At 66.6% G+C, this 16,196-nt stretch carries 16 protein-coding genes; 12 read left to right on the forward strand and 4 right to left on the reverse strand.

Annotated elements, in window-relative coordinates:
* Positions 1–16: 16 nt before the first annotated feature.
* From priA to NNX38_RS16585, 3 genes are read left to right on the forward strand one after another with little or no spacing between them, the layout of a single operon-like run.
* On the forward strand, positions 17–766 hold the full coding sequence (gene priA, locus NNX38_RS16575) for a bifunctional 1-(5-phosphoribosyl)-5-((5-phosphoribosylamino)methylideneamino)imidazole-4-carboxamide isomerase/phosphoribosylanthranilate isomerase PriA (protein WP_255799027.1): 750 nt from the start codon (positions 17–19) through the stop codon (positions 764–766).
* A 2-nt stretch (positions 767–768) separates the two neighbouring features.
* Positions 769–1,617 (forward strand): SseB family protein, encoded by an 849-nt coding sequence (locus tag NNX38_RS16580; protein WP_255799028.1) that lies wholly within the window; start codon positions 769–771, stop codon positions 1,615–1,617.
* A gap of 33 nt (positions 1,618–1,650) precedes the next feature.
* Positions 1,651–2,961, forward strand: coding sequence for an MFS transporter (locus NNX38_RS16585; protein WP_255799029.1), 1,311 nt, complete (start codon positions 1,651–1,653; stop codon positions 2,959–2,961).
* Positions 2,962–3,068: 107 nt separating this feature from the next.
* Here the strand turns inward: NNX38_RS16585 and NNX38_RS16590 are convergent, their stop codons facing one another.
* On the reverse strand, positions 3,069–3,497 hold the full coding sequence (locus NNX38_RS16590) for a DUF1844 domain-containing protein (protein ID WP_255767216.1): 429 nt from the start codon (positions 3,495–3,497) through the stop codon (positions 3,069–3,071).
* Between the two features lie 389 nt (positions 3,498–3,886).
* Between NNX38_RS16590 and infC the strand changes: the two genes are divergently transcribed.
* The 5 genes from infC to NNX38_RS16615 all read left to right on the forward strand — a co-directional run bounded on the left by infC (position 3,887) and on the right by NNX38_RS16615 (position 8,045).
* Positions 3,887–4,918 carry a translation initiation factor IF-3 gene (infC, locus tag NNX38_RS16595; protein ID WP_370646500.1) on the forward strand — a complete coding sequence of 344 codons (1,032 nt, stop codon included), beginning with the start codon at positions 3,887–3,889 and terminating at the stop codon, positions 4,916–4,918.
* A gap of 109 nt (positions 4,919–5,027) precedes the next feature.
* The gene (gene rpmI, locus NNX38_RS16600; RefSeq protein ID WP_146363238.1) at positions 5,028–5,222 is read left to right on the forward strand and encodes a 50S ribosomal protein L35; all 195 of its coding nucleotides are present in this window, start codon (positions 5,028–5,030) and stop codon (positions 5,220–5,222) included.
* A gap of 118 nt (positions 5,223–5,340) precedes the next feature.
* Positions 5,341–5,994 carry a 50S ribosomal protein L20 gene (gene rplT, locus NNX38_RS16605; protein ID WP_255799030.1) on the forward strand — a complete coding sequence of 218 codons (654 nt, stop codon included), beginning with the start codon at positions 5,341–5,343 and terminating at the stop codon, positions 5,992–5,994.
* An 18-nt stretch (positions 5,995–6,012) separates the two neighbouring features.
* Positions 6,013–6,948: an RNA methyltransferase gene (locus NNX38_RS16610; protein WP_255799031.1), complete on the forward strand. Its 936-nt coding sequence runs from the start codon at positions 6,013–6,015 to the stop codon at positions 6,946–6,948.
* A gap of 149 nt (positions 6,949–7,097) precedes the next feature.
* Positions 7,098–8,045: a cation diffusion facilitator family transporter gene (locus NNX38_RS16615; protein ID WP_255799032.1), complete on the forward strand. Its 948-nt coding sequence runs from the start codon at positions 7,098–7,100 to the stop codon at positions 8,043–8,045.
* Here the strand turns inward: NNX38_RS16615 and NNX38_RS16620 are convergent.
* On the reverse strand, positions 7,978–9,231 hold the full coding sequence (locus tag NNX38_RS16620) for an MFS transporter (RefSeq protein WP_255799033.1): 1,254 nt from the start codon (positions 9,229–9,231) through the stop codon (positions 7,978–7,980). The genes NNX38_RS16615 and NNX38_RS16620 overlap by 68 nt on opposite strands.
* Before the next feature lie 210 nt (positions 9,232–9,441).
* On the opposite strand from NNX38_RS16620, the gene NNX38_RS16625 reads away from it, so the two are divergent.
* Positions 9,442–10,254 (forward strand): putative protein N(5)-glutamine methyltransferase, encoded by an 813-nt coding sequence (locus NNX38_RS16625; protein ID WP_255799034.1) that lies wholly within the window; start codon positions 9,442–9,444, stop codon positions 10,252–10,254.
* A gap of 9 nt (positions 10,255–10,263) precedes the next feature.
* On the forward strand, positions 10,264–10,743 hold the full coding sequence (locus NNX38_RS16630; protein ID WP_320416876.1) for a (deoxy)nucleoside triphosphate pyrophosphohydrolase: 480 nt from the start codon (positions 10,264–10,266) through the stop codon (positions 10,741–10,743).
* On the opposite strand, the gene NNX38_RS16635 is transcribed toward NNX38_RS16630, so the two are convergent.
* Positions 10,740–11,894, reverse strand: a complete 1,155-nt coding sequence (locus NNX38_RS16635) for an Rv2578c family radical SAM protein (RefSeq protein ID WP_255799035.1) — start codon at positions 11,892–11,894, stop codon at positions 10,740–10,742. The two genes, NNX38_RS16630 and NNX38_RS16635, sit on opposite strands and share 4 nt — an antisense overlap.
* A gap of 38 nt (positions 11,895–11,932) precedes the next feature.
* Positions 11,933–12,430: a hypothetical protein gene (locus NNX38_RS16640; RefSeq protein ID WP_255799036.1), complete on the reverse strand. Its 498-nt coding sequence runs from the start codon at positions 12,428–12,430 to the stop codon at positions 11,933–11,935.
* A gap of 103 nt (positions 12,431–12,533) precedes the next feature.
* On the opposite strand from NNX38_RS16640, the gene pheS reads away from it, so the two are divergent.
* Both pheS and pheT read left to right on the forward strand, forming a co-directional pair.
* Positions 12,534–13,631, forward strand: a complete 1,098-nt coding sequence (gene pheS, locus NNX38_RS16645) for a phenylalanine--tRNA ligase subunit alpha (protein WP_255799037.1) — start codon at positions 12,534–12,536, stop codon at positions 13,629–13,631.
* Entirely contained in the window at positions 13,632–16,169 is a 2,538-nt protein-coding gene (pheT, locus tag NNX38_RS16650; protein WP_255799038.1) for a phenylalanine--tRNA ligase subunit beta, read from the forward strand.
* Positions 16,170–16,196 lie beyond the last annotated feature (27 nt).

Raw genomic sequence — 16,196 nt, forward strand, 5'->3', positions numbered from 1 at the left:
CACCGAAAGCATCCAAATGCCCTTCAGCGAAACCCCTGTCCTTGAACTGCTGCCCGCCGTTGACGTAGCGGACGGCCAAGCCGTGCGACTGGTGCAGGGCGAGGCCGGCAGTGAGACCAGCTACGGCGATCCGCTGGACGCAGCCCTGGCATGGCAGAACGACGGCGCCGAATGGGTCCACCTCGTGGATCTCGACGCAGCGTTCGGGCGCGGTTCGAACCTTGACCTGCTCAGCCGCGTGGTGAAGTCCCTGGATATCAAGGTGGAACTGTCCGGCGGCATCCGGGACGACGAGTCCCTGGAAAAGGCGCTGGAGCTCGGCGCTGCCCGCGTCAATCTGGGAACCGCGGCACTGGAGAACCCGGGGTGGACCGCCAGCGTCATTGCCCGCTACGGCCAGGCCATCGCCGTCGGCCTCGACGTACGCGGCACCACCCTCGCCGCACGCGGCTGGACCCAGGAAGGCGGGGACCTCTGGGAGGTCCTGGCCCGGCTGGAAGAGGCCGGCTGCGCCCGCTACGTGGTCACCGACGTCACGAAGGACGGCACACTGCGCGGACCCAACCTGGAACTGCTCCGCGAGGTCCTCAAGCGCACCGACCGCCCCGTAGTCGCATCCGGCGGCATCTCCAGCCTCGATGACCTGGCTGCGCTCCGCGAACTGGTTCCGCTGGGACTCGAGGGCACCATCGTGGGCAAGGCACTCTACGCCGGCGCGTTTACGCTGCCCCAGGCCCTCGACGTCGCCGGGCACCCGGAACGCTAGGCATGGCAGCACGCGAACTGCCCGGCCACATCGCCGCGGCCCTTGCCGGGGCCGGAGGGCCCACCGATTCCGCAGGCCGGCCGTGGTCCGGACGGGACCTGGCCGGTGAGGGAAACCCGCTGCACAACTTCGACTCCGACAACGGGCAGACCGACGCCGGCTACGCGGCGGCCCTGGCGAAACTGATAGCCGGGAGCGGAAGCGAAGCGGAAGTTGTAGCATCCCTGGCCACTGCCCGCGTGTTCGTGCCGATCGTCGCCGTGCTGGGCGAGGAAGCGGAATCCGATCACGGGCTGACCGCGGACAAGCAGGCCGACATGGCCCTGGTGACGCTCAACGCCCCGGACGGCCGCAAGGCGCTGCCGGTGTTCACCTCCGTTGCCGCTTTGGAACACTGGCATCCCGAAGCCCGGCCGGTTGCGGTCTACGCCAACCGTGCCGCACTCTCTGCCGTCGCCGAAGACGCCCAGCTGCTGGTTATCGACCCGGGAGCCGAATTCACCTTCGTGGTACGGCGTCCGGCCATGTGGGCCCTGGCCCAGCAACAGGAGTGGTTGCCCTCCTATGCCGACCCCGGACTCGTCGCGGCGGCCGAAGCCGCTGCCGGGCCGGACCTCCGGATCCTGGCCGTGACCCTCCAACAGGGACCGGGGACCGCGTCGCGGACTGCCGCCGGAACCCCGGTGGCCGGGGGCGGGGCCGGCCCTGAGCTTAGAATGGTGCTTCAGCTTGCGCCCGGACTGGATCCGCAGGACGTTTCTGCCTTGGCGGCCGGACTGCAGCAGCGCCTGACTGCCAACCCCGAGTTTGTTGAGCGCGTGGATTCACTTGATCTGAAAATCACGCGCTGACCCGTCCGGCGTAGCCGCCAGAAGAGAACTGCCGTGAACTTTGGCCTGTACCGCGAGATGCTGCGGATAGCTCCTATCCGCCGTGTCCTGCTCATCGGGATGATCGCCCGTTTCCCGCATTCCGCCGCCGGAGTGCTGCTGACCCTGCACGTGGTCAACACCATGGACAAGGGCTACGCAGCGGCTGGCGCCGTAGCCGCCGTCGTCACCATCGGCATCGCGGTGGGTGCCCCCTGGCGCGGCCGCCGCGTGGACACCGTGGGCCTGCGGCGTGCCCTGATTCCCTCGGTTATTGCCGAAGCAGTCATCTGGAGTATTGCTCCGCACGCCAGCTTCGAATGGCTCCTGGTCCTGGCGCTGATCGGCGGCGTGTTCACCCTTCCGGTCTTCAGCGTCGTGCGGCAGTCACTGGGCGTCCTGGCCACCGGCGAACAGCGGCGTACCGCCTTTGCGCTGGACTCCATCGCCACTGAGCTGATTTTCATGATGGGCCCTGCCCTGGGCGCGGTGATAGCTACGCGCTCGTCGGTTATCGGACTGACCGCAGTCGGGGTCTCCTCCGCAGTAGCGGGACTGTTGCTGATCTGGTTTAACCCGCCGACCCGCACTGTGGAGCCCCGGAACGCCGTGACCGCGGCCGATGAGCAGGAGGCCGCTGCGGCCGCCGCCGTCGCCGTGGCCCCCGCAAACGTGCAGGAAGCGCCGATGGAACTGACCGGAGCCGGCCTGCCGGGCGGACCGCAGAACCTGTTCGGCAGGCTGAGGAACGGCCTCGCGGGAAGCTTCGGCTGGTTTACCCCGAGCGTGGCAGTGGTCTTTGCGGTCTCCGTCGGCGCCGGGCTGCTGCTGTCCAGCACGGACGTCGGCATCGTGGCGCTGGTGGAAGCCGGCGGGAACCCGTCCGAGGTCGGCATCGTGTTCGTCGCGTGGTGTGCAGCGTCGGCCGTCGGCGGCATCCTCTACGGAGCCATGAACCGGCGGATCTCGCCGATGCTGCTTCTGCTGGCCATGGCCGTCCTGACCATGCCGATGGCCTTCGCCACCAGCACCCTCAGCCTTGCACTGCTTTCAATTCCCGCGGGCCTGCTCTGCGCGCCTGTGCTGTCTTCAGCATCCGAGCGGGTGGCTGACCTCGTGTCGGAAGAACGGCGGGGCGAAGCCATGGGCTGGTACGGCTCGTCAATGACTGCCGGCACCGCGCTGGGCGCGCCCGTGGCAGGTCTGGCCATCGACGTCATTGGTCCCTGGTCCGGCTTCCTGATGGCCGGCGGTTCCGCAGCCCTGCTTGCGCTGGTGACGCTTACGGTCCGGTGGTTCGTCCGGCGCCCGGAATCGGTCCGCTAGTTTCCGGGCAGGAAAAAGCCCGAAGGGCCTGCCGCGGACTCCGCGGTACCGGCAGCTGCCGGAGTCAGGCCCTTCGGGCGATCAAATGGTGTGGGGAGGAACGGAGACTAGCTGACGGGGCCGGTGAACTTTTCGCCCGGACCCTTGCCCGGGGCATCCTGGATAACGGAAGCTTCGCGGAAGGCCAGCTGCAGGGAACGCAGTCCATCGCGCAACGGACCGGCATGCTGGCTGCCGATCTCCGGAGCGGCGGCGGTGACAAAACCGGCCAGGGCGGTAATCAGCTTGCGGGCCTCGTCCAGGTCCTTGAGCTCCTCGGCGTCATCGCCTTCGGCCAGGCCGCACTTCACGGCTGCTGCGCTCATCAGGTGCACGGCCGCCGTCGTAATGACCTCGATGGCCGGCACCTCGGCGATGTCGCGCATCTGCTCGACGACTTCCTGCTGTGCTGCTGCCGCAGATTCGGACTCTGCTGATGTTCCCGGGAAGGAGTGGCGGGTTGCTTCGCCTGCCGGATTGCTCTGTGGGGTACTCATACTGGTAAGCTTGTCACAGACCGACTGGTTGTCGTTACTTTCAATGCCCATCACGGGCGGGATGAAAATCACACTTTCCTCCTGGAAGCTTACGTCGCCGGTATGCAAGCGGAGACCCCTCCCACCCGCGTCAGCCTGACCGCCCTCGTTGGCGGCAGAGTTGCCGGGTTCAGGTCGGCCCCGGACGGGCTGCAGTATTACTGCGGTTTATTCCGGGAGCTAACTGCCTTCGAACTGGCTTCGGGGCAGTTCCTGCCGACCCCCACAGGGCCTTCGATTGCGCTTGCAATTGGAGGCCTTCTTCATTTGCAGGCGGTAGCCGTTTTGAAGAGCACAGGAGCTGCAACATTAGCGAGCCAAGAATCAATGATCGGATCCGCGTCCCCGAGGTGCGGCTGGTAGGTCCGGCGGGTGAGCAGGTCGGAGTGGTCCGGATTGAGGACGCGCTTCGTCTGGCTGCCGAGTCTGACCTGGATCTTGTTGAGGTAGCACCGCAGGCGAAGCCTCCGGTGTGCAAACTAATGGACTTCGGCAAGTACAAGTACGAAGCCGCCGTCAAGGCACGCGAAGCCCGGAAGAACCAGACGAACACCGTTCTGAAGGAAATCCGCTTCCGCCTGAAGATCGACACCCACGACTACGAAACCAAGCGCGGACACGCCATGCGCTTCCTGGCCGCCGGTGACAAGGTCAAGGCCATGATCCAGTTCCGTGGACGTGAACAGCAGCGCCCCGAAATGGGCATGAAGCTGCTGAACAAGTTCGCTGAGGATGTTGCCGAGGTGGGTGTGGTTGAGTCCACCCCGCGTATTGACGGCCGCAACATGGTCATGGTCATTGGCCCGGTGAAGAACAAGGCCGAGGCCAAGGCAGAAGCGCGACGGGCAACCCAGCGTGCCGATGCCAAGGCAGCGAACGAGGCAGTGAAGAACGGGGAGGCACCCGAACGGGTGAACACCTCGGAGAAGGCTGCTCCTATGACGCAGAGCCTCGCGGACCTGCTTCCGGACGGACTGCGTTTGGGTTCCTCCGCTGAAGCTGCCGACAAGGCCCGTGCAGAGCAGGAGCAGGCTGAAAAGGAACAGGCCGCAAAGCGGGCCAGGGCTGCAGCTGCCGAAAAGGCTGCAACCGAGGCACGCCGTGTGGCAGCAGCCAGCAGGCCGGCCGCAGCGCCTGCCGCTGAAGCTGCGGCTCCCGCCCAGCCGTCCCAGCCGTCCCAGCCGGCCGAGCCCGCGAAGCCGGCAGAAGCAGCGAAGCCTGCCGCAGCGCCGAAGCCTGCAGCGGTTCCGAAGCCGACGGCGGCAAAGCCTGCGCCCAAGCCTGCAGCCCGGCCCAAGCCTGCCGCAGCACCGAAGCCTGCCGGCAAGCCGTCCTCCTCGCGGGGGACCACCGGCCAGAACAAGCCCGGAACTGCAGAGTAGTTTCACTGCACTGCGCCTCGTTCCGGCGTCCAGTAATAAGCCCTGGCACCCGCAAGGTGTCCGAAGCCCCGCGGGCCTGCCCGCGGAAACCTAAAGGAGATCGGTAGACATGCCGAAGATGAAGACCCACAGTGGCGCCAAGAAGCGCTTCAAGCTGACCGGTACCGGCAAGCTCAAGCGCCAGCAGGCTAACCGCCGCCACTACCTGGAGCACAAGCCTTCCACGCTGACCCGCCGCCTCGCCAACGACAAGCTCGTGGCACCGGCGGACGCCAAGGTCATCAAGAAGATGCTCGGCATCTAGCCAGTCCCCGATAGCCGACCCGTCCGGGCCGGCGTCACCCATCAAGCTTTCCCCGCCTGGGTTTACAGGTGCAGAGACTTTTTTGAAGTCGGGGAGATTTACCAAAAGGAGTACGCACGTGGCACGTGTGAAGCGGGCGCTTAACGCCCACAAGAAGCGTCGGGTTATTCTCGAGCGCGCCAAGGGTTACCGCGGACAGCGTTCGCGCCTGGTCCGTAAGGCCAAAGAGCAGCTGCTGCACTCGTTTGTGTACAGCTACGGCGACCGCCGCAAGCGCAAGGGCGACTTCCGCCGCCTGTGGATCCAGCGCATCAACGCTGCTTCCCGCGCCAACGGCCTGACCTACAACCGCCTGATCCAGGGCCTGAAGCTGGCGGAGATCCAGGTTGACCGCCGCATGCTGGCTGAACTGGCCGTCAATGACGCTGCTGCCTTCGCCGCACTGGTCCAGCTGGCCAAGGACGCACTGCCGTCCGACACCTCCGCTCCGGCCGTCGCAGCTGCTCCGGTTGCCAAGGCTGCTGCTCCGGCCGCCGCTGAAAAGCCGGCTGCTGCCGTTGCCACCGCTCAGGGCGGCTTCAAGGCTTCCGAGGGCGACGCCCCGGAAGGCTTCGTCATCAAGGGCAACCTGGGTTCGGGTAAGTACCACGTCCCGGGTTCCACCTGGTACGAGCAGACCGTTGCCGAGTACTGGTTCAACTCCGTTGAATCAGCCAAGGCTGCAGGCCTGGAGCCTGCTGGCGGAGAATCCCGCCAGAAGTTCCAGGGCTAAGTCGGTTCCCAAACGCCGATGAACCTTGAAGGGCGCCCGCAGGCACCGCTTATGTCCAACCCCCGAGCCGATCGGGTCCGTGATGTAGCGAAGCTTGCCGGGCGCTCTTCGCGCTTAAAAACCGGCCGCTTCCTGGCCGAAGGTCCGCAGGCCGTACGGGAGGCGCTTTCCGCGCACCGTGCGGCTGCGGTCGACGGCGGCCCCGCCGTCGTCCACGAGGTCTATGCCACCGAGGCCTGCCTGGACCGTCTGCCGGAGCTGGCTGATCTGGCCTCCGGCGTCATGCTCCGCCTGGCCACCGACGAAGTCCTGGCCGCCATGGCTGACACCGTTTCCCCGCAGGGCATTGTGGCTGTCTGCCATACCTCCACGGCCACGCTCGAGGATGTCCTCGCCGCGGGTGCGAAGCTCGTTGCCGTGTTGTGCGAGGTGCGGGATCCCGGCAACGCGGGCACCGTGCTGAGGGCAGCGGATTCCGCCGGTGCCGATGCCGTAGTGCTCACGGCGTCCAGCGTGGACATCTACAACCCCAAGGCGGTCCGTTCCACCGCAGGGTCGCTCTTTCACCTGCCGGTGGTTACCGGCGCCGAGTTCACCGATGTCATCCACTCCCTGCAGGCCTCAGGCGTGACGGTCCTGGCCGCCGACGGTTACGGCAACGTCAATCTGGACCGGCTCCAGGACCTGAGCGCGGTGCGCCGCTTCGGCGGAACCGCGGCTGCCGCCAGTTCCCGCCCCGATGGGGAGGACGCAGCCGCAGAGGCGGCCCTGCCGCAGCTTGAGCAGCCCACGGCCTGGCTCTTCGGCAATGAAGCCCAGGGGCTGTCCGACGCCGAACTGGCCGCAGCCGACCACCGCGTCGCGGTCCCGCTCTACGGGCGGGCTGAGAGCCTGAACGTCGGCACTGCCGCAACTGTGTGCCTCTACGCCTCCGCGCGCGCCCAGAACGGGTAACCCCGCAGGTTCTCTCCGCAAACCCCGCTGACAGAAAACCTCGGTACCGTCTTCTCCCGGCGGAACTTCTCGCATGTAGCGTATTGGTAACAGATGTCTCCGGACAGCTGAACCAGCCAATCCACGCACAAAAGAGAAACGGGTCTTATATGTCTGCCAGCGGCGGTAATAAGGCGATTATCGCGGCACTGAGCGCCAACCTGGCCATTGCGGTCATGAAGTTCATTGCCTTCGCTTTGACGCGTTCATCCTCCATGCTCGCGGAGGCTATCCACTCGGTTGCCGATTCCGGCAACCAGGCACTGCTGCTCGTGGGCGGCAAACGCGCACGGCGCCAGGCCAGCCCCGAGCACCCCTTCGGCTACGGCCGTGAACGCTACGTTTACGCGTTCATCGTCTCCATCGTCCTCTTCAGCGTCGGCGGCCTGTTCGCGCTCTACGAGGCATACCACAAGTGGCAGGATCCGCACCCGATCGAAGGCCGCTGGTGGTGGGTACCGCTGGCAGTCCTCGTCGGTGCCATCCTTGCCGAAGCGTTCTCCTTCCGCACCGCCATCCGTGAATCGAACCACACGCGCGGCAAGCAGAGCTGGAAGCAGTTCGTCCGTACTGCCAAGGCACCGGAACTGCCGGTCGTCCTGCTCGAAGACCTCGGCGCACTCCTCGGTCTGGTCTTCGCCCTGTTCGGCGTGAGCATGACCCTGGTGACCCACAACGGCATCTGGGATGCGCTGGGCACCGCGATGATCGGCATCCTGCTCGTGGGCATCGCCGTGATTCTGGGCATGGAGACGAAGTCCCTGCTGCTCGGTGAATCTGCAACGCAGGCTGACGTCCGCCGGATTGAAGCTGCCATCCAGGAAGACCCCGATACGCGGATCATCCACCTCAAGACCCTGCACCTGGGTCCGGAGGAACTGCTTGTGGCGGCCAAGATCACCATGGCCAAGAGCGACACCGGGCAGGAGATCGCGGACGGCATCAATGCTGCGGAAGCACGGATCCGTGCCGCCGTGCCGATCGCTACCGCTATTTACCTGGAGCCTGATGTATTTGCTTCGAAGAACGCGCAGGACGCCGGTCAAGTGACCCGCTGATCAGCGCAATAGCCAAACCAAGCAGGGCGAGTACCGCTCCCACCACAGCGGGGGAGCGGTACCCCCAGCCCCAGGCAATAACGACGCCGCCCAGCAGCGCTCCCAGCGCATTGGCCAGGTTCAGGGCCGCATGGTTCAGTGAGGATGCCAGCGACTCGGCACCCGGCGAAACATCCAGCAGCCTGGTCTGCAGCGGCGGCGTCAGCATTGAGCCGATCACCCCCACCAGGAAAACCAGCACCATGGCGGTCACCGCGTACTGCACCGCCCACGCGTAGGCCAGCAGGATTACCACCGTGCCGCCCAGGATCGCGTAGATGCTGCCCATGACATTGATATCGGCCAGCCGTCCGCCGGCCACGTTGCCTATCACCTGGCCCACGCCGTAGAGCCCGACGACGACGGGCAGCACGTTCTCGGAGATGCCTGCCACCTCGGTCATGGTGGGCGCGATGTAGGAATACACGGCGAAGAATCCGCCGAAACCGACGGTTCCCACCAACAGGGCCAGCCACACCTGGGTACGTCCGAGGGCGCTGAGCTCACCCTTGATGCTGGCACCGGCCAGAGGCGGCTGGTACGGGACGAAACGGGCCACCATGGCAACGCTCAGGAGACCGATGGCCGCCACTAGGACGAACATCCACCGCCACCCGGCCTGCTGTCCCAGCCAGGTCGCAAAAGGGACTCCTACAACGTTGGCGATGCTCAGTCCCAGCATGACCATCGAGATGGCCCAGGCCCGGCGCGTCGGCGCCACCAGTGATGCGGCAATGACCGCGGCAACGCCGAAGAAGGCGCCGTGCGGCAGTCCCGACAGGAACCGGGTGAAAAGCAGCCAGGAGTAATCCCCGGCAAAGAACGAAGACAAGTTGCTCAGGGCGAAGAAGAGCATCAGGCCCAGTACCAGGGTCTTGCGGGGCATCCGGGCTCCGAGTGCGGCAAGCACGGGAGCCCCCACCACAACGCCCATTGCGTAGGCAGAGATCACGTGGCCGCCCGCGGGGACGGAGATGCCCAGGTCTTCGACCATTTCCTGCAACAGGCCCATAATGCTGAATTCAGTGGTGCCGATCGCGAAGCTGCCCACGGCCAAGGCAACTATGGCCTTGGCTGCGGTGGTATGGCGGTTGCCGGGTGTGCGCTGGCCGGACAGTGAAATGGGCGCGGTGGTGCTCCGGGACATGTTCGCTTTCAAGAGTGGGGGATGCGGCTGTGCCGCTGCGGACGGCATTCACGGTCAACGAGCAGGAAATGCTCCTGCCGGACGCCGGGACGGCTTCGTCCCCTCAAGCCTAGTGCACAGCTGCGCACGGGAAAGGTTCCCTGCTGCAGGGGGCGTGGCCGATATGGCGGGGGACTGGTGGCGGCAGTGTCGGCCTGTCACCGTTAACGCGTGCAGAGCCGTGAAATTCCCGAGGGGCTGGTGTCCCGCCTGCGGGAGGCAGGGTGCGTCTTCGCTGAAGAAGAAGCGCTCCTGCTGGTGTCGGACGCCCCGGGCGCAGCGGTGCTGGAGCTCATGGTGGCCCGGCGGCTGGCCGGGCAGCCGTTGGAACAGATTCTTGGCTGGGCGTCTTTCGGAGGTCTTCGGGTTGCGCTGCGGCCGGGAGTCTTTGTTCCACGGCGGCGTACGGAGTTCCTGGCCGCACAGGCGGTCCATGTGCTTGCAGGACGCAGTGCTGCCCTGGTGGTGGAGTTGTGCTGCGGGTCGGGGGCAGTCGCGATGGTAATCTCGGCGGCCGTACCGGACTGCCGGATATACGCCGTCGACTTTCACCCGGAAGCAGTCGAATGTGCCCGCAGCAATCTGCCGCAGGCCTCCGTCCTGGAGGGGAACCTCTTTCTGGCGCTGCCCGGCGAGCTGCGCGGGAGGGTCGACCTCGTTGTTGCCAACGCACCCTATGTCCCCACCGCGGCGTTGGCCACGCTGCCGCGCGAGGCACGGAACTACGAGCCCGCCGCCACCTTCGACGGCGGCCGGGACGGACTCGATACGGTGGGACGCATCATCAGCGAAGCTCCGCAGTGGCTCGGTTCCCGGGGGAAGGTCCTGCTCGAATGCAGCGGGGAACAGGCAAGTGCGGTGAGCGGGCTGCTTGCCGCGGCAGGCCTGTCCCCGCAGATTCTCCGGGATGAGGAAACCGATGCCACGGTTGCGGTGGGCAGCGCACCGCCCCGGAGGACCAAGGGCATCGGGCTAACCGGTTAAGCTCGGGGTGTGCATTCAGAAGAGAACTCCAGCCAGGCCGGTACAACAGCTCCCCGTTCATCGCCCGCTGTGCAGGTGGTGGGCGCTGCAATCCTGGATTCCCTGGCCAGGCCCTCGAAGCTCCTGGCAGCACGCCGAAGCGCTCCCGAAGCGCTCGCCGGATTATGGGAGTTCCCCGGCGGAAAGGTGGAACCAGGGGAAGGCTGCATGGAGGCGCTGCACCGGGAACTGGCAGAGGAGCTCGGGATCAGGGTCGAGTTGGGTGCTGAAGTCCCTGGCCCCTTGGAGCAGGGCTGGCCGCTCAACCGCTCCGCCGCAATGCGCGTGTGGCTGGCAGAAGTCACCGACGGGACACCCGAGCCGCTGGAAGACCACGACGAGCTTCGCTGGGTGGAGCTCACCGAAAAGGCATTGATGGAGCTGCCCTGGATACCGGCTGATCTGCCGATTGTTACCGCCCTGCAGCAAACGGTTGCTGCCGGAAGTTAGAACAGTGCCTCTTGGCTGGCAGCCGGTGCGGCATCCGGCCTTCCCGCTCCGGGAGCCGTTTCCCCCGCCGGCCGCAGGAACCGGGCGCCGCCGGTGAAGCCGTACTTGGCTTTGAAGAACCGGATCCGCCCGGCCAGCCAGTCGCGGTATTCCTTGGACGCGTAGGTGCCCTTGCCGTACAGGTCGGCGTACTTGCCGGACAGCTCCGGGTAGTGCCGGGCCAGGAACTGCAGGTACCACTCGCGGGCTCCGGGGCGCAGGTGCAGTGCTCCTGCCGTGACACCCGTGGCCCCGGCAGCAGCAAGCGCGGAGAAAAGGGCGTCCAGGGATTCGTCTCCGTCGGTAAGCCACGGCAGGATGGGCATGGCCATGACCGAGCACGGCAGGCCGGCGTCCCGGAGGCGGCTGATCAGCTCCAGCCGTGCACGGGGTGTGGGCGTTCCCGGTTCCGCCCGCTTGGCCAGTTCCGGATCCACCAGCGCCAGTGAAATGCCCATCCCGATCTCGGTCTGGGCGGAGGCTTCCTTCAGGAGCGGGATGTCCCGCGCCAGCAGGGTGCCCTTCGTCAGGATGGAGAACGGGGTCCCGCTGTCTGCCAGCGCACGGATGATGCCGGGCATCAGCTTGTAGCGGCCCTCGGCGCGCTGATAGGGATCAGTGTTGGTTCCCATGGCCACATGGTGGTGCTGCCAGGAGGGCCGGGCGAGTTCCCGCCGCAGGACCTCGGCAGCATTGACCTTGACCACCAGCTGGCTGTCGAAATCTGCGCCGCTGTCCATATCCAGGTAGGTGTGGGTCTTGCGGGCGAAGCAGTAAACGCAGGCATGGCTGCAGCCGCGGTACGGATTGACGGTCCATTCAAAGGGCATGTTCGAGCCGCCGCCCACCTTGTTCAGTACCGACTTGGCCAGGACCTCGTGGAACGTCACCCCGGCAAAGTCCGGAGTGCGGACGGAACGGACCAGGCCCTGCAGGGGAATCAGGGGATCGGTGGTGCCGGGCCCGGCGGGAAGGGGCAGCGCGGAATCGGCTGCCGCAGAGCCGGGAGCGTCTGTGCCTGGAGGTGTTGTCCGGGAAGCTGTGACGCGACCGGTGCGGTTATCGTCGCCCTGCGCGGGCGGTGCATTGAGTTCCTGACCTTGCCACCTCATTCCCTTATTAGAACATATGTTCGAATCGAGGGATAGCTCTAGCTGCTGCGGAACGGGCGGCGGGGTCGGCCCGGACCGGCGCCCCGGGGACGCCGCCGCGGCCTTCCGGGGTTCGGACGGTAGCCGCCGTCGCGCAGTCCTGCGAGCCGTTCAAACGGATTCCCCGAGGCCGGATCCCCGGCGAAGGCGCGGGAGAGGGCCGAGGCGGCGAAGTACGCCGGCAGGAAGAACGGACCCAGGAGTGCGTACTGCGAGCTGTGGCGGATCTCGTGGCGCAGCAGCGGGCTGTCCGGCGCGTGGATGCGGCGGGCCGAGGAGGAACGGTAGAGGACCACGTTGCCGACGGTGAAGGCGGCCGCACGGGGGAGGGGAAGTGGATAGCCCTCGGCGAGGGTGATCTTCTGCGGCCCCGGGGTGATGCTGCACCGGGTTGCCCGTGCCAGCAGCACACCCGCAGGGGTGGAGAGATTCAACAGATTGATCCAGCGGCGGATGGAGACTGCGTGCGGGCGGAGAACGATCGGTACGGACGGCATGGCACCTCCCTGCGGCAGTATGACGGCCCGGTCGGGGGCGTCTACTAGACTTGCAATGATAAGCCAGAACCCAACTAGGGCCGGAAACAGGTAAGAACAGTACATGTCTAACTCCACACCGGGGACCGGTTCCCCAGATACTTCCCCTGAGGGCACCCAGCCCGAGCCGCCGAATCCGCTGGATGAAGCCGCCATAGCCGCCGCCGTCGAGCAGGCGCTCGCCGCCATTGCCGCTGCCGCGGACTTGAGCGAGCTCAAGGAGGTCCGGATTGCCGTCACCGGCGAGAAGTCGGCGCTGAGCGGAGCGAACCGGGCCATCGGCAAGCTCCCCAAGGAGCAGAAGGCCGCCGCCGGCAAGCTCGTGGGCCCCGCCCGCGGCCGGATCAACTCCGCGCTCGCCGCCCGCACCGTTGAGCTCGAAGCGGAGCGGGACGCCCGGATCCTCGTCGAAGAGGCCGTGGACGTCACGGCAGCTCCCCGCCGCCGTCACATCGGCGGCCGGCATCCCATCGCCACCCTGCAGGACCGGGTGGCGGATGTGTTCGTCGGCATGGGCTGGGAAATCGCGGAAGGCCCCGAGGTGGAATCCGAGTGGTTCAACTTCGACGCGTTGAACTTCAAGCCGGACCACCCGGCCCGGGAAATGCAGGACACATTCTTCGTGGAGCCGCCCGAGGCGCACCTGGTGATGCGGACGCACACCTCACCGGTGCAGGTCCGCTCCATGCTTGAACGGGACCTGCCGATTTACGTGCTGTGCCCCGGCAAGGTGTTCCGCACCGACGAGCTGGACGCCACGCACACCCCGGTCTTCCACCAGTTCGAAGGCCTGGCCATCGACAAGGGGCTGACCATGGCTGACCTGGTCGGCACCCTTGAACACTTCACCCGTGTCCTTTTCGGCGATGAGGCAAAGGTCCGGCTCCGCCCGAACTACTTCCCCTTCACCGAGCCCAGCGCCGAACTGGACATCTGGCACCCAGGCGCCAAGGGCGGCCCGCGCTGGATCGAATGGGGCGGCTGCGGCATGGTCAACCCCAACGTGCTCCGCGCCGCCGGGATCGACCCCGAGGTCTATTCAGGATTTGCCTTCGGCATGGGCATTGACCGTGCCCTCATGTTCCGCAACGAGGTTTCGGACATGCACGAAATGATTGAAGGCGACGTACGTTTCAGCGAACACTTCGGGATGGAGATCTAAGTGAGAATCCCACTTTCCTGGCTGCGCGAGTATGCCCAGGTGCCGGCGGACGCAACCGCCGAAGACGTAATGGAAGACCTCGTGAAGGTCGGCCTGGAGGAGGAGGACGTCCACCGTCCCACCGACGAGCTGCAGGGCCCGATCGTGGTGGGCCAGGTGCTCAGCATGGAGCCGGAGGCACAGAGCAACGGCAAGACCATCAACTGGTGCTCGGTCCGGGTGGTTCCGGAAGGTGCCGAGCAGACCCTGACCGGCAAGGGCATCGAGCCCTCCGGCGTGCAGGGCATCGTCTGCGGCGCGCACAACTTCAAGGTGGGAGACAAGGTTGTTGTCACCCTGCCCGGTGCCGTGCTGCCCGGAGACTTCCGCATCAGCCCGCGCAAGACCTACGGCCATGTCTCGGCCGGCATGATTGCCTCCGTCCGTGAACTCGGCATCGGCGAGGACCATGACGGCATCCTGGTGCTTTCCACCCTGGGGCTGGACCCCGAGGTAGGCACGGACGCGATGGAGCTCCTGGGCCTGTACGACCAGGCGGCGGAAATCAACGTCACCCCTGACCGCGGCTATGTCTTCTCCATCCGCGGCGCCGCCCGCGAATACGCCCACGCCACGGGCACCAAGTTCACTGACCCGGCTGCCGCCGTCGTTGTTCCGCAGGCCGACGGCAACGGTTACCCGGTGCGTCTCGACGACGCCGCGCCCATCTACGGCAAGCCCGGCTGTGACCGGTTCGTGGCACGGACCGTCCGCGGCGTCGATACCTCCCGGCCCACCCCGCCGTGGATGTCCTCGCGCCTGCGCCTGGCCGGCATGCGGTCCATCTCGCTTGTGGTCGACATTTCCAACTACGTGATGCTCGAACTCGGCCAGCCGCTGCACTTCTACGACCTGGATAAGCTCACCGGCGAGATCGTGGTGCGCCGCGCAGCCCAGGGGGAGACCCTGAAGACCCTGGACGAGAAGGAACGCAGGCTTTCCCCGGAAGACCTGCTGATCACTGACGGCTCCGGTGCCATCGGCATCGCCGGCGTGATGGGTGGAGCTGCCACCGAGGTTGCCGACGGAACGCAGAACGTCCTGATCGAAGCCGCCCACTTTGAGGAAGTCAGCATTGCCCGCTCCCGGCGCCGGCATAAGCTGCCCTCCGAAGCGTCCAAGCGCTTTGAACGCGGCGTGGACTGGAACGTGGCGGACGTCGCTGCGCAGCGTGCGGTGGACCTGCTGGTGGAACTCGCCGGCGGCACGGCCGACGAGTCCATTACCGACGTCGGCACGGCCCCCGCGCCGCGCCGCATCGAACTGGCTGCGCAGTTCCCGGCCCGGCTGATCGGCCTGGACTTCACCGAGTCCCAGATCACCGGAACGCTCGAGGATCTGGGCGCCACCGTCGAGAAGACCGACGACGGCTACCTGGTCACGCCCCCGAGCTGGCGCACGGACCTGGAGACGCGCGAGGACCTCACCGAGGAAATCATCCGGCTGGTGGGCTACGACAAGATCCCGTCCACCCTGCCGGTGGCCCCTCCCGGACGCGGTCTGACCCGTCTGCAGCAGCAGCGCCGCCGCCTGATGCAGTCCCTTGCGGCTGCCGGGCTCACCGAAGTGCTGGCCTACCCGTTTGTGACCGAGGCGGACAACAACACCTTCGGTGCACCTGTTGGCACGCGGCCGGCGCTCAAGCTGGCCAACCCGCTCAGCGCCGAATACGGCTACCTGCGCACCTCGGTGCTGCCCGGTCTGTTCGAGGTGGCCAAGCGCAACATGTCCCGCGGCTTCCGTGACCTGGCCCTGTTCGAATCCGGCACGGTCTTCCTGCCCGGCGAGCACCTGGGCACGGAGAGCATCCCGCCGCTGGGCGCCAAGCCGTCCGACGACGTCCTCGATGAGCTGTATGCCGGAATTCCGGACCAGCCGCTGCACGTAGGTGTCCTGTTGGCCGGCCACGAATCCGCCCCCGGAGCCGGCAACACGCCGCGCGCCTGGGACTGGGCCGACGCCGTCGACTTCGCAAAGCTGATGGGCGACGTCCTGGGTGTGGAACTCGTGGTGGAACAGGGAACCCACCAGGCGTTCCACCCGGGCCGCACCGCACGCGTTGCCCTGCGCAGCGGTGAAACCGTGGGCTACGCCGGCGAAGTGCACCCCAAGCTCCTGGCCGCACGGGACATGCCCGCCCGCACGGTGGCTGTGGAATTGAACGTGGATGCGATTTTCGATGCCGCCCCCGACGTCATCGTGGCCCGTCCGATTTCCAGCTTCCCCATTTCCACGCAGGACGTGGCACTGGTGGTGGCAGAGGATGTTCCCGCCGAGCAGGTCCGCGAGGCACTGCGCGAGGGTGCGGGGGAACTGCTCGAAGACGTGGCACTGTTCGACGTCTACGCGGGCCAGGGCATTGAGCCCGGGCACAAGTCGCTCGCGTTCGCACTGCGCTTCCGCGCGCCGGACCGGACCCTGACCGCGGACGAAGCCTCCGAGGCGCGGGCGGCCGCCGTCGCCCTGGCCGCCGAACGGTTCGGTGCCGTTCAGCGCTAGGGTTATCCAACCAGCCAGCAGGCTCCG

Source organism: Arthrobacter sp. zg-Y238 (genome assembly GCF_024385525.1).
Lineage (GTDB): Bacteria > Actinomycetota > Actinomycetes > Actinomycetales > Micrococcaceae > Arthrobacter_B > Arthrobacter_B jinronghuae.